Origin of the sequence: Tabrizicola sp. YIM 78059 (assembly GCF_004959785.1) — a bacterium.
GTDB classification, from domain to species: domain Bacteria; phylum Pseudomonadota; class Alphaproteobacteria; order Rhodobacterales; family Rhodobacteraceae; genus Tabrizicola; species Tabrizicola caldifontis.
In genome coordinates this window covers 36,881-49,879 of the sequence record NZ_SJZH01000005.1, presented here as the reverse complement: position 1 = coordinate 49,879, position 12,999 = coordinate 36,881, and the positions used below count along the sequence as shown (strand labels likewise).

The 12,999-nt window shown below is 65.0% G+C and carries 12 protein-coding genes and 1 tRNA gene; 7 read left to right on the top strand and 6 right to left on the bottom strand.

The annotated features are described in order from the left end of the window. Positions 1-11: 11 nt before the first annotated feature. Together EZM81_RS08360 and EZM81_RS08355 are read right to left on the bottom strand one after the other, a co-directional pair. Entirely contained in the window at positions 12-1,331 is a 1,320-nt protein-coding gene (locus EZM81_RS08360) for a DUF2927 domain-containing protein (RefSeq protein ID WP_136645536.1), read from the bottom strand. A 235-nt stretch (positions 1,332-1,566) separates the two neighbouring features. After that, the gene (locus tag EZM81_RS08355) at positions 1,567-2,406 is read right to left on the bottom strand and encodes a MoxR family ATPase (RefSeq protein WP_135448556.1); all 840 of its coding nucleotides are present in this window, start codon (positions 2,404-2,406) and stop codon (positions 1,567-1,569) included. Between the two features lie 171 nt (positions 2,407-2,577). Between EZM81_RS08355 and dksA the strand changes: the two genes are divergently transcribed. Continuing rightward, positions 2,578-3,000 (top strand): RNA polymerase-binding protein DksA, encoded by a 423-nt coding sequence (gene dksA, locus EZM81_RS08350; protein WP_136645535.1) that lies wholly within the window; start codon positions 2,578-2,580, stop codon positions 2,998-3,000. Positions 3,001-3,076: 76 nt separating this feature from the next. Then, positions 3,077-4,273: an FAD-dependent oxidoreductase gene (locus EZM81_RS08345; protein WP_136645404.1), complete on the top strand. Its 1,197-nt coding sequence runs from the start codon at positions 3,077-3,079 to the stop codon at positions 4,271-4,273. Between the two features lie 42 nt (positions 4,274-4,315). Here the strand turns inward: EZM81_RS08345 and xth are convergent, their stop codons facing one another. From xth to EZM81_RS08330, 3 genes are all read right to left on the bottom strand, one after another. Continuing rightward, positions 4,316-5,095, bottom strand: coding sequence for an exodeoxyribonuclease III (gene xth, locus EZM81_RS08340; protein ID WP_135448552.1), 780 nt, complete (start codon positions 5,093-5,095; stop codon positions 4,316-4,318). A 46-nt stretch (positions 5,096-5,141) separates the two neighbouring features. Next, the gene (locus EZM81_RS08335) at positions 5,142-5,861 is read right to left on the bottom strand and encodes a hypothetical protein (RefSeq protein ID WP_136645403.1); all 720 of its coding nucleotides are present in this window, start codon (positions 5,859-5,861) and stop codon (positions 5,142-5,144) included. 68 nt (positions 5,862-5,929) lie between these two features. Next, positions 5,930-6,256: an iron-sulfur cluster assembly accessory protein gene (locus EZM81_RS08330; protein ID WP_136645534.1), complete on the bottom strand. Its 327-nt coding sequence runs from the start codon at positions 6,254-6,256 to the stop codon at positions 5,930-5,932. 76 nt (positions 6,257-6,332) lie between these two features. Here EZM81_RS08330 and EZM81_RS08325 point away from each other — a divergent pair, with 76 nt between their 5' ends. After that, positions 6,333-7,496, top strand: a complete 1,164-nt coding sequence (locus EZM81_RS08325) for a deoxyguanosinetriphosphate triphosphohydrolase (RefSeq protein ID WP_136645402.1) — start codon at positions 6,333-6,335, stop codon at positions 7,494-7,496. 38 nt (positions 7,497-7,534) lie between these two features. Here EZM81_RS08325 and EZM81_RS08320 read toward each other — a convergent pair whose 3' ends face one another. Continuing rightward, a complete protein-coding gene (locus tag EZM81_RS08320) occupies positions 7,535-7,999 on the bottom strand; it encodes a disulfide bond formation protein B (RefSeq protein WP_135448776.1) in 465 nt (154 codons plus the stop codon). Between the two features lie 177 nt (positions 8,000-8,176). Here EZM81_RS08320 and EZM81_RS08315 point away from each other — a divergent pair, with 177 nt between their 5' ends. From EZM81_RS08315 to EZM81_RS18720, 4 genes are all read left to right on the top strand, one after another. Continuing rightward, positions 8,177-9,040 (top strand): neutral zinc metallopeptidase, encoded by an 864-nt coding sequence (locus EZM81_RS08315; RefSeq protein ID WP_135448548.1) that lies wholly within the window; start codon positions 8,177-8,179, stop codon positions 9,038-9,040. Between the two features lie 50 nt (positions 9,041-9,090). Then, positions 9,091-9,174: transfer RNA gene (locus tag EZM81_RS08310), tRNA-Leu, on the top strand. Positions 9,175-9,699: 525 nt separating this feature from the next. Then, positions 9,700-10,296 carry a Hint domain-containing protein gene (locus EZM81_RS08305; RefSeq protein WP_371685731.1) on the top strand — a complete coding sequence of 199 codons (597 nt, stop codon included), beginning with the start codon at positions 9,700-9,702 and terminating at the stop codon, positions 10,294-10,296. A 174-nt stretch (positions 10,297-10,470) separates the two neighbouring features. Next, entirely contained in the window at positions 10,471-12,999 is a 2,529-nt protein-coding gene (locus tag EZM81_RS18720) for a Hint domain-containing protein (RefSeq protein ID WP_136645400.1), read from the top strand.

The window sequence follows — 12,999 nt, the reverse complement described above, 5'->3', positions numbered from 1 at the left end:
CGTGCGTCCCCTCAGCCTTTCTCCGCCCGGTCGGCCACGGCGGCGATATCGCGCGTTCGGGCCCTGACCATGGTTTCGGAACCGAACCCATAGCGCGCGAACGGCTGGGTGTCGAGCCGCAGCACCGCCGCCGCGGCTGCGTCACCCCGCCGCTCCAGCGCTTCGGCCTTTATCAGCATGAGGGTCGCCAGAAGCGCGGGGTTCTGCTGGGTGCGGACCTGCGGGATCGCACGGTCGGCCAGACGAATGGCATCGTCGGCCCGTCCCCCCGCCAGGGCCATGGCGGCAAGCTGCATGTCGATGTGCGCCAGATGAACGTCGCCCCCCGGCAGCCGGGCATAGATTGCCGCAGCTTGCCTGAAGGCCTCCAGCGCCCGGGCGGGGTCGCTGCCAGCTGCCAGACGGCCCACGGCGAAATGGCTGAAGGCGGTCCGGCTGTCCTGCCATCCCGACCGCAAGGCAATCGCAAGCGCGCGCTCTGCCGCCGCCAGCCGTGTCCGCGGGGCACCCTTGCCGCCAAGCGCAGTCTCGATCGCCTGGGTCCAGTCGCGCGGCGGGCCGGCGGGAACCAGGCCTGGCACCCCGAAAAGGCGCAGCGCCACCTCGTCACGGCCCATGCCCGACCGGATCAGCGGCGAATAGGTCAGCCGCAGGATCTTCATGTCGAAGCCGGTCAGAACCGAGTGGAAATTGTCGTCGTTGAACACGCTGTCCGGCAGCCGGTACAGGTCGTTCAGCGGCCCCAGCGCCTGGGCCAGTTCCTCGTGCAGGCAGTCGCGCACCTCTTGCGGGCTGGTATCGGAGGGGATGAAGACCGCCACCCGTTCGCGGCGCGTGACCAGTGCCCAGTCCACCGCTTCCGAGCCGCGCTTGCGGCGATATTCTGCCAGCGAGGCGACGTTGGGAACCACGAAACACGCGGCCTGCGGCGCCAGCCGACGCAGGTCCGCCCGGCGGGCGAATTCGACCGTGATTGTCGCGGGCCCACTGGCGGGGGATATGTCGATCCCGGCTTCGCTGCGCAGCCGTCCGATCAGCGCGGCAAGGTCGGCAGGCGCCGTCGGCGGAACCTGACCCGTCAGTGCCACGCTGACCGGGCCCTCGAATCTGGTGAAGACCTGAAGCTGCCGCCCGCTTTCCATGGCGAAGGTCAGCTCGATGAAGTCCCGTGCAAGGGGCGAACTACCCCCTGCCGCAACCGGAAACGGCGAGAGCGAAAGGCTGCCGAAGCCGACCCCGGTTTCGTCCGCAGGGCCGTTCTTGGACACCTGCGCCGGCGGGGCGCAGGCCGCAAGCGCGGACAGGACAAGGGCAAGGCAGGACAGTCGCATCAACTGGACCACGATTTGGCGGTGCCCCGACAGAAGGGGCAAGTTCAGTGTCCAACCCTGCCTGGGCCAGAGTCAACGGGCGGAAAACCGGTATTTTCAAAACACTATACCTCGCGGCTAAAGTTTTTGGGGAAGGCCAGATCTATCCGCCGGCATTCACGCGATGTTACAGCAAAACCCGAGGTCTCCCGCGATCTGCGCAGGGGCCTTTCCACATCGTTGCGCGACGATTCGGCTAGCGCTGTGCCCTTGCCATGAAGGCCAGCCTTTCGAACAGCTGCACGTCCTGTTCGTTCTTCAGCAGTGCCCCGTAAAGCCGGGGCAGGGCTGTGCGTGCATCATTGCGCAGATCCTCGGGTGCAAGATCCTCGGCCAGCAGAAGGCGCAGCCAGTCAAGCACTTCCGAGGTCGATGGCTTCTTCTTCAGCCCCGGCACCTCGCGGATCTCGAAGAAACGGGTCAAGGCCTCGCTCAGCAGCCTTTCCTTGATGTCGGGGAAATGCACCCTGACGATGGCCGCAAGCGTCTCGGCGTCGGGGAAGCGGATGTAGTGGAAGAAGCAGCGGCGCAGAAAGGCATCCGGCAACTCTTTCTCGTTGTTCGAGGTGATGATGACCACCGGCCGCTGCCGGGCGCGCACCGTCTCGCCGGTTTCGTAGACGTGAAACTCCATCCGGTCGAGTTCCTGCAACAGGTCGTTCGGAAACTCGATGTCGGCCTTGTCGATCTCGTCGATCAGCAGCACCACCCGGCCCTCGGCCTCGAACGCCTGCCACAGCTTGCCCTTGCGGATGTAGTTGCGCACGTCGTTCACGCGCTTGTCGCCCAGCTGACTGTCGCGCAGGCGGCTGACGGCGTCGTATTCGTAAAGCCCCTGCTGAGCCCGGGTCGTCGATTTCACATGCCATTCGATCAGCGGCAGTCCCATGACCTGCGCAACCTGCCGCGCCAGTTCCGTCTTGCCCGTCCCCGGTTCGCCCTTGACCAGAAGCGGCCTTTGCAGCGTGACGGCAGCATTCACGGCCATGACCAGGTCATCGGTGGCAACGTAGGACGAGGTCGAGGAAAATTTCATCGCCGTTTCAAGATCCTGTCTGGCAGAATTTCACAAACCCTACCTGTGCCCAGAAAATGTCGCAACCGCTAGTGACAATCTTCATGGCATGGGCTACATGCGCCCCAACAGGAGCGCGGCATGACAGAAGCCCACCTGTCGGAGCGGTCCGGCACGAAGGAGAGAGGTTCGATGAAGGCTGAAGTTTTCCTGCCTGACGACTATCGTCCCGCCGAGGACGAGCCCTTCATGAACGAGCGGCAGCTTGAGTATTTTCGGCGCAAGCTTCTGACCTGGAAACAGGAGCTTCTGGAACAGTCTGCAGAAACAATCGACAGTCTGCAGGAATCGGCCCGCAACGTGCCCGACATTGCCGATCGCGCCTCCGAGGAAACTGACCGCGCGCTCGAACTGCGCACCCGCGACCGCCAGCGCAAGCTGGTCGCCAAGATCGACGCCGCGCTGCGCCGGATCGAGAGCGGCGAATTCGGCTATTGCGAGGTGACCGGTGAGCCGATCAGCCTGAAGCGGCTTGATGCCCGGCCGATCGCCACGATGACGCTGGAAGCCCAGGAACGGCACGAGCGGCGCGAGAAGGTGCACCGTGACGACTGACGCCTGCCCGGCGCATTGAATCGTTTTCGACGCCGGGCCATTGGTCCGGCGTTGTCACTTTGGAAAGGCATCCTGCATGAGCCTGATCGGACAATCCGTCACTGTGATCGGCGCGGGAGTTGCGGGATTGGCCGTTGCGCGCGCGCTGGCGCTGCGCGGGGCATCAGTCACCGTGCTGGAGCAGGCCGACGCGATCCGCGAGGTGGGGGCGGGTTTGCAGATCTCGCCCAACGGTGCGGCAGTGCTGCGGGCGCTGGGCCTGCAGGAGGCTCTGGATGCAGTCTCGATCCGGGCCGAGGCGGTGCGCCTGGTCGATGGCCCTACCGGGGAAGAGGTCACGCGGCTGGATCTGGCCAGGCTGCGGCCCGGCCAGGGCTACCACTTCCTGCACCGCGCCGATCTGATCACGCTGCTGTTGCGCGGCGCGCAAGAGGCGGGGGTGACCCTGCGGCTTCTGTCGCGGGTGCAGTCGGTCGAATTGGCCGGGCGGCCTTCGGTGACGCTTGAGGGCGGCGAGACATTGCAGCCCGCGCTGCTGATCGGTGCCGACGGGCTGCATTCGAAGGTGCGGCCGGCGTTGAACGGGGCGGAACAGCCGTTCTTTACCGGTCAGGTTGCCTGGCGGGCGGTCATTCCGTGTGAACAGGATGCGGCCCCGGTGGTCGAGGTTCACATGGGCCCGGGGCGCCACCTGGTCAGCTATCCGCTGCGCGGTGGGACACTGCGCAATATCGTTGCGGTCGAGGAACGCGCGAAATGGGCCGAGGAAAGCTGGACCCTGCGCGACGACAGCATGGACATGCGCCTGGCCTTCGCGGGATTTTCGCCGCGGGTCAGGGGCTGGCTTGATCAGGTGCAGGATCCCTGGCTCTGGGGCCTGTTCCGCCACCGGGTTGCCGCAATCTGGGGTCGGGCGATGGGGCAGGGCGGCGTCGCGATCCTGGGCGATGCCGCGCATCCGACGCTTCCCTTCCTGGCGCAGGGCGCCAGCATGGGCCTTGAGGATGCCTGGGTTCTGGCAGATACGCTGGCCCGCCACGATACCGTCGCCGCGGCGCTGGCCGCCTATCAGTCCGTCCGGAAGCCCCGCACCACAAGGATCGTTGCCGCAGCCAGTGCCAATGCCCGGGCCTATCACCTATCCGGCCTGCCGCGTCTTGTCGGTCATGCCGGTCTGCGCGTGCTTGGCCGCCTGTTCCCCGACGCGATGCTGTCGCGCTTTGACTGGCTGTATGACCATGACGTGACGCTGGCGGCCGGCGACGCGCCCTGAGCATTCGCTGCCCCCGTGGTGCCGGGCTGCGCGCGCGGCCGGTCAGGCCGCCAGCCGCACCCAGACCGGCACGTGATCGCTGGGTTTCTCGGTTCCGCGCAGGGCCTTGTCCACGCCTGCCTCTTCCAGACGGTCGGCGACCTGTGGGGAAAGCAGCACATGGTCGATGCGGATGCCGTTGTTCCGCTCCCACGCGCCGGCCTGATAGTCCCAGAAGGTATAGACGCCGGGGCCGGGCATCCGGGCCCGAACCGCATCGGTGAGCCCAAGGTTCACGATCCGGCGCAGGGCCGCCCGACTTTCCGGCAGGAAAAGTGCATCCGTCGCCCAGGCCTCGGGTCTGGCAGCATCCTCTGCCTGCGGGATGACGTTGTAATCGCCAAGAAACACGGCGTGTTCCTCTGCCGCCAACACCTCGCGCACCCGCGCTTCCATGCGCGCCATCCAGGAAAGCTTGTAATCGAACTTTGGTCCGGGTGCCGGATTGCCGTTTGGCAGATACAGGCCGCAGATCCGCAGCGGCCGCCCCCCTTCTACCACCGCCTCGATCCAGCGCGCCTGATCGTCGGTATCGTCACCGGGCAGGCTGCGCCGCAGGTCGGACAAGGGCAGTTTCGACAGGATCGCCACGCCGTTGAACGACTTCTGGCCGTGCGTTTCCACCCGGTAACCCAGCGCCTCCAGCGGCGCGCGCGGGAAGGCTTCGTCCACCGACTTGATCTCCTGCAGGCAGACCACGTCCGGCGCGGCTTCGGCCAGCCACGCCGTCAGCGCATCGAGCCGTGCCTTGATCCCGTTGATGTTGAACGTCGCAAGTTTCATGAGATCCCCCCGCCTTTGCCCATCTAGGCCCGGCCGGGCGCGGGGATCAAGCCGTCTGGCGCAGGGCTGGCCGTGCGGCGTGCAACCACAGAGCATCCAACCGGTCAAGCGCCAGGGGATCGAAACGGTCTTGCGCTTCCCAGTAGCGGCCCGACGGGACAAGGTAGCCAAGCTCTGCCTCCAGCGCCAGCGCACGATCGGCTGTCCGTCCGCAGAATTCCCGCACCCGGGCATGGGCCGCCGCAGCGCGAGGCACACGGGGAAAGATCAGACGCGACGGCCCCGCCGACAGGTTCACGATGGCACAGCCTTGCATCGCCGCCAGCACCATAAGTCGCGCCGACTTTGCCTCTAGCGAGCGCAGGGTGATGTCAGGCCGCAAGGGATCGGACGTGCCCACGCCATAGAAATGTGTCGGCCCCGAAGCCGGATAGTGCATGTCACAGCCAAAGACAGCAATGACCGCAGGCTGCAGCGCGTGAAGTGCCCAATACCCGGTGGTGAAAGCCATTGTTGCGCCAGCGTAAACAAAGCCGCCATAGACATTCTGGGCCGGCACAAAGTCGTTCTCGGTGATCACGGTCTGTCCAGGACCGGCCATTGGGCGACGCTCTTCGGGAAAGTCCCAGGGATAGACCGCGAAGTCCCAGTCAGGCCGCAGGCGCCACGCATTGTTTATTGCCACGACCCGATCAAAGGGTTCGCGCGGCCAACCGACCGACTCCGCCGCCATGGGCGCCGAGCCAAGCATCAGGACCACTGTCATTCCATCCCCCGTTTCCTTGCATGGGGGAGGTAAGCCGCAAGCGAAGGCCGGCCAGCGGAATCTGGTCTTCAGATCGAAAAGGACGTGCCGCAACCACAGCTTGAGGTGGCGTTCGGGTTCTGTACCACGAACCGCGCGCCGATCAGTTCTTCGGTGAAGTCTATGATCGCATTGCGAAGGAAGGGCAGGCTGATCTGGTCGATCAGCACCCGCTGGCCATCCTTTTCCAGCACCAGATCATCCGGCGCCGGGTCGTCCAGCCTGATCGAATACTGGAAACCCGAACAACCGCCGCCGTCCACTGCAACACGCAGCGGCCTCACCTCGCCGGTCAGTTCGGCAATTTCGGCCAACCGGGCGAAGGCCCGATCCGTCACCTTCGGAGGAAGCGTCAGTTCCATGGCTGTTCCCGTATCCATGCGCGCATGCGCCGAATATATGAAAGGCAACCGACCCGGACAAGGACAGCCCATGCTCGCCCCCTTTGCCTGCCTGCCCGAGACCAGCCGCGGCCGTCTCTGGCCCGAACGGCTTTCCTCCTTTCGCTCGCCCTACCAGCGCGACCGCGACCGGATCATCCATTCCTCGGCCTTTCGCAGGCTGAAGCACAAGACCCAGGTGTTCGTGGAACACGAGGGTGACTATTACCGCACCCGCCTGACCCATACGATCGAGGTTGCGCAGGTCGCCCGCACGATCGCCGGGGTGCTGGGCCTGAACACCGACCTCGCCGAGGCGGTGGCGCTGGCCCATGACCTTGGCCATACACCCTTCGGCCATACCGGCGAGGACGCGATGGAGCGGCTGATGGCACCCTATGGCGGCTTCGACCACAACGCCCAGGCGCTGCGGATCGTGACGCGGCTCGAACGGCACTACGCCGATTTCGACGGATTGAACCTCAGCTGGGAAACCCTTGAAGGCATTGCCAAACACAATGGGCCCGTCACCGGCCCCAACGCCGACCGCAAGCATGACGGCCCGCTGCCCTATGCCCTGGCCGAGGTCAACGCCCAGTGGGATCTGGAGCTTGACACCCATGCCAGCGCCGAGGCCCAGGTCGCCGCCATCGCCGACGACGTGGCCTATTCGCACCATGACCTGCACGACGGCCTGCGCTCGGGCCTCTTCACCGAGGCCGACTTGATGGACCTGCCCGTCACCGGCCCGGCTTTCGAGGAGGTGGACCGCCTCTATCCGGGGCTGGAGAAAATGCGCCGCCGGCACGAGGCGCTGCGCCGCGTCTTCGGCCGCATGGTCGAGGACGTGATCGCTGTGGCCCAGAACCGGCTGGCCAGCGCGCAGCCGAAATCGGTGGACGAGATCCGCCAGATGGGCACGACGATCATCCGCTTCTCCAAACCGCTTTACCAGGAGCTCAAGGCGGTGCGCAGCTTCCTGTTCCACCGAATGTATCGCGCCCCCAGCGTGATGGCGGTCCGGGCCGAGGTGACGCGGGTCGTCGAAGACCTATTCCCGCTGTTCCTGCGCCGGCCCGAACTGCTGCCACCCGAATGGCAGGCTGATGTCGCGGCTGCGTCCGACGAAACGCAGCTTGCCCGCGTGGTGGCGGACTATGTTGCCGGCATGACCGACCGTTTCGCCATTCAGGAACACCAGCGGCTCTGCGGCTGAACGCAAGGCACTGGAAGCGCGCGCTGGGGATGGCGCGTTCAGCCCCGGCGCAGGGCCGCCACAAGCCACAGCCCGGCCAGAAGCACAGAGACGATGACGTTCCAGCCTGCCATCGAGATGCCGAACATCTCCCACGCGATGGCGTCGCAGCGCACGGGTTGGGCCACATCGGCCGCCGGGTTCAGCAGGTCGGCTGTCGAGATTCCGGTGATGGACCCTGCGGTGCAGGTGGCCAGCCCCTCCCACCAGCCCTGCTCGACGCCGACATGGAAGACGCCGATTCCGGCCGTGGTCAGCGCCGCCAGCGCCCCAAGCCACAGCAGCCATCGCCAGCCCGTCGCCAGCGCCACGATCCCGATCAGGACGGCGGCAGCATGGGGCCAGCGTTGCCAAAGGCAAAGCTGGCACGGCGCCAACCCGCCGATGTACTGAAAGGCGAAAGCCCCCGCCAGCAGGCCGGCCGAACCAAGCAAGGCCAGCCATGTCAGGGTCTTGCGGGTCAGCGGCATGCTTCTGGCCTTCCATTTGGTCTTGTCGCGGCCCGACCATACGCCGTGCGCGGGCCGGGGGGAAGTCACGCTTCAGCGGGCTGCAATCGCGCTTTGCGCCGGCGAGCTTTCGCAATACACTTTTGCGGGGCGGACATCCCGGCTCCGGGGGCTTGCGTGCGGAGGGAACCCATGGACTGGAGAGGCCGCCGCGGCAGTTCCAACATCGAGGACCGGCGCCAGCAGCGCGGCGGCGGTGTCGCCCGGGCGGGCGGTATCGGCGGGGCAGGGGCCATCGTGGTGATCCTGCTTGCGCTGTTGCTTGGCGTCGATCCCGGCCAGTTCCTTGGGCCCGAAGGTCTTCAGACCCAGTCCCGTGCCAGCGCACCGGCCGAACTGACCGACGCTGACCAGGCCGAGGGCGACTTCGTTTCGGTCGTGCTGGCCGATACCGAGGAAATCTGGGCAAGGCTGTTCCAGGATCAGCTCGGGCGCACCTATCGCCCCGCGACGCTGGTTCTGTTCAAGGAGGCAACCCGTTCGGCCTGCGGTGGCGCGTCCGAGGCAACCGGACCCTTCTACTGCCCGGCAGACCGCAAGGTCTATCTCGACACGGCCTTCTTCACGACGCTGCATCAGCGCCTTGGCGCCGGTGGCGACTTTGCCGCGGCCTATGTCGTTGCCCACGAGATCGGCCACCACATACAGAACGAGCTTGGGATCCTGGGCCAGGCCAACCAGGTCCGCCAGCAGGTCGCCGAGGCAGAGTCCAACGCGATTTCGGTGCGCATCGAGTTGCAGGCAGATTGCCTGTCGGGCATCTGGGCGCGCGAGGCGGCCCAGAGCCTTGGTGTGGTTGATGCCGGGGATCTGGAGGAGGCGGTAAACGCCGCCCGGCAGATCGGGGACGATACGCTGCAAAGGAATGCCGGCCGTCGCCCGATGCCGCATACCTTCACCCATGGCACGTCGGAACAGCGCGCCCGGTGGTTCATGATCGGGCTCAAGTCCGGGAAAATGGCCGACTGCGACACGTTTGGCGCCACACGGCTGTGACGGGCGCGCATTGACGACCGGGGCAGGAGGCACTAGACGGAACTTCGGTGGCCCGAGTGGCGGAATGGTAGACGCAGCGGATTCAAAATCCGTCGCCGCAAGGCATGCGAGTTCGAGTCTCGCCTCGGGCACCAGCTTTCTGCATGTGCTGAGTGCTTGATTCGGCAGCGTAATTGCTGTTGGGTCGTCAGTCTGCGCGATTGACGGGAAACCGGTCCCGAACGGGAAACACTGCCAGCGCCGTTTCGCTGCCGAGCAGCGAAAAACCACCCAAGTTGGCTTTCGTGTCATGGTTGTTGTGTTGGGCCTTCCAGTCTGGGCGCGGCTGTCGCGCCACCTTGGACGACCGCGCAAGCAAAAGGCAGGAAATCCAAATATTTGGTTGATCGGTCCATCCGCGCAGTCCACCGGCCTCGGGTTGCCTTTGGTCAAGGTGTCGATAGTCCCGTTTCCGGCTTTTCATCCATAGGCAGAATCCCGGTCCGGTCCACCCAGACCGGTCCCGAATTTTCCCTTTGTGGCAAGGGAGTTGCGCGCTATTTGTGCGGCCGGAAGGTAGCGCCTCGTCACGGGGCGGAATGGCAAATGGTGGGGATGGCATGGACCGGCAGGATGGACAGCCCTTGAACAGGCGGGCGGATGCAGCGTGTGGCCAGCGCGTGGCGCGCACGACACCCTGCTTTACGCCGGGCACCCTGATCACCACCCATCGCGGCGAAATCCCGGTTGAACATCTGGCCGCCGGCGATCGCGTCGTCACCCGCGACAACGGGATCCAGACCGTGCGCTGGGTCGGCAAATCGCAGATGTTCCTGCAGGATTTTCGGGCCGAACCGCATCTTCTGCCGATCTTCATCCGGCAGGGTTCGCTGGGCAGGGGTCTGCCCGAGCGTGACATGATGGTGTCGCCCAATCACCGCATCCTGGTGGCGAATGAGAAGACTGCCCTGCGCTTTGCCGATCGCGAGGTTCTGGTAGCCGCGAAGCACCTGAGCACGCAGGGCGTCCATACGGTCCAGTCCAGTGGCACGACATACATCCATTTCATGTGCGACCGGCATGAGGTCGTGCTGGCCGACGGGATCTGGACGGAAAGTTTCCAGCCTGACGACCAGTCGCTGGGGGGCATGGGAAATGCCCAGCGGCTTGAGATCTTCGAGCTTTTCCCCGAGCTGAAGACCGAAGAGGGCCGCGCTGCCTATGCCTCTGCCCGGCCGACCATGACCACGACCGAAGGGACCGTCATTGCAGTCTAGGATGGCTGTGACGACTCCGGCGCCTTCGTGTCAGAAGGCAGTGGCTTTACATGTTTCTTACGGTTTTTGGGCAGGCAGGGCACAAAGAATGCCCGCAATCTGCCCGATCACGCGCCGACACAGGGCCGTGGTGTTTTGGCAGGCGTGCGGGGCTAGGGCAGAGGGCAGGTAAGGATGGCGACGATCTTCGGGTCTGGTAACAGTGACACCCTGTATGGTGATACCGATGCCAACAACAACGATGTCATCTTCGGCGGAACTAACTCAAACCCCAACGCCAGCAATGGCGACGACATCATCTATGGCCTGACCGGCAACGACACGCTGTATGGCGGCGGTGGCAACGATACGCTTTATGGCGGGGTAGGCAACGACCAGCTTTATGGTGATGGCGGCAACGATTACCTTGAAGGGGGGCCGGGGGCCGACCGCATAGACGGCGGTGCGGATATCGACACGGCAAGCTACGCATCCTCTGGCGCAGGCGTCAACGTGACGATCAACGCCACAACGGGCAACACCGGTGGTGACGCCCAGGGCGATAGCCTGTTCAATATCGAGAACCTGATCGGCTCTGCCTTCAACGATACCTTGACCGGTGATGCCGGCAACAACCGGATCGACGGCGGCACCGGGAATGACCTGATCTATGGTGCCGGCGGGGGCGACACGCTGTATGGCGGCGGTGGCGACGATACGCTTTACGGTGGCGACGGGGTCGACATCCTTTACGGAGATGACGGAAACGACATCCTTTACGGCGATGTCGGAGCGGACATCCTGTATGGGGGTGCGGGGAACGATACCCTCTACGGTGGGGCCGATGATGACACGCTTTATGGCGGAGCCGGGAACGACTGGTTCATCGGCGGGACGGGCAACGACCGCTTCGAGGGTGGCGATGGTCTGGACATCGTCGATTACGGGACCAGTACCGGCAACATAACCTACAACTTCGCCACCCCGACGATCAACGTCGGGGGCGGGCAGGGCACCGATACCCTGATCTCGATCGAGGGGATCAACCTCGGCAGTGGCAATGACAGCGTCACCGGCAATGCCGAAGACAACGTGATGTTCGGAAATGCCGGAAACGACACGCTTTATGGCGGTCTGGGGGCGGATTCACTGTATGGCGGCACGGGAAACGACGTGCTGGCTGGCGGGGGCGGCAACGACCTGCTGGATGGCGGCGATGGCAATGACCTGATTTATGGCGATGCCGACGACGATATCCTTTACGGTGGCGCGGGGAACGATCTGCTTTATGGCGGCACCGGAAATGACCGGCTTTACGCTGGCCCCGGCACAGACACGCTATACGGCGACGCCGGAAATGACGTTCTGGTTGCCGGTCCGAACGGCACTTTCCTGTTCGGTGGCACAGGTGACGACACCCTGGTTTCGGGCGCGGGCGCGGATTCGCTCAACGGCGGCCAGGGGATGGATTTTGTTGACTACTCTGCCTCTGGCGCCGGTGTCACGGTGGACCTTGCTGCCGGCACCGGTGCCGGGGGCCATGCCGCGGGTGACAGCCTGGGCGGTATCGACGGGATCTACGGATCAGCCTTCGACGACGTGCTTTACGGCTTTGACAACCAGGGCACGGGCGGCGGCGATATCTACACCAACATCTTCTATGGTGGCGCCGGCAACGACCTGATGTATGGCCGCGGCGGGGACGATATCCTCTACGGCGGTGCGGATCGCGACACGATCTACGGTGGCAGCGGGAATGACACCGTCGATGGCGGAGACGGCAACGACCTGCTGTATGGCGACACCGGCAATGATGTCGTCCGTGGCGGCGCGGGCAACGACACCATCTTCGGCGGTGCCGGCGTGGACACGCTGTATGGCGGCAGCGACCGAGACACCTTCGTCTTTCAGGTCGGGGATGCCGCCATCGGCGAAGTGGTCGTCGGGGGCGAGGGGGGCGACGACTTCGACATACTCGACCTGTCGGCCTATGGCGCGGCCTTCGGGTGGAGCCGCGTTGTCATCCAGTATACCAATGACGACCCAACGACCGAATCCGGCACTGTCACGCTTTATGCGGCGGATGGCGTCACGATCCTGGGGACCATCAATTTCAGCGAGATCGAACAGATCATCCCGTGCTTCACGATCGGCACGCTGATCGCCACGCCGGATGGGCTGCGTCCCGTCGAAAGCCTGCGGGCGGGTGATCTGGTCCTGACGCGGGACCATGGCCCGCAACCGCTGCTCTGGGTCGGGCGCCGAAAGCTGGCGCGCGCAGAGCTGCTAGCGCAGCCCGACCTCCAACCCGTGCTGATCGCCCGAGAAGCCCTAGGACCGCAGGCGCCTGCCCGTGACATGCTGGTGTCGCCGCAGCATCGCATCCTGATCGAGGGCGCGCGGGCCGAACTGCTGTTCGCAGAGCCCGAGGTGCTGGTGCCAGCACGGCATCTTGAAGGCAGCGTCAATGCGAGGCGGGTCGTGCCGGATACGGGGGTGACCTACATTCACCTCCTGTTCCATCGGCACGAGATCGTGCAGTCCGATGGCCTGTGGACCGAAAGCTTCCAGCCGGCCGTGCGGATGCTTTCCGCGATGGACAAGGCCGTCCGCGCCGAGATCGTTGCCCTATTCCCCGAAATCGATACTGTCGGTGTCGCCTTCGAGGGGGCCCGCCTTTCGATCAAGGCGCATGAGGCACGGGTTCTGTTCGCGGCCGAATAG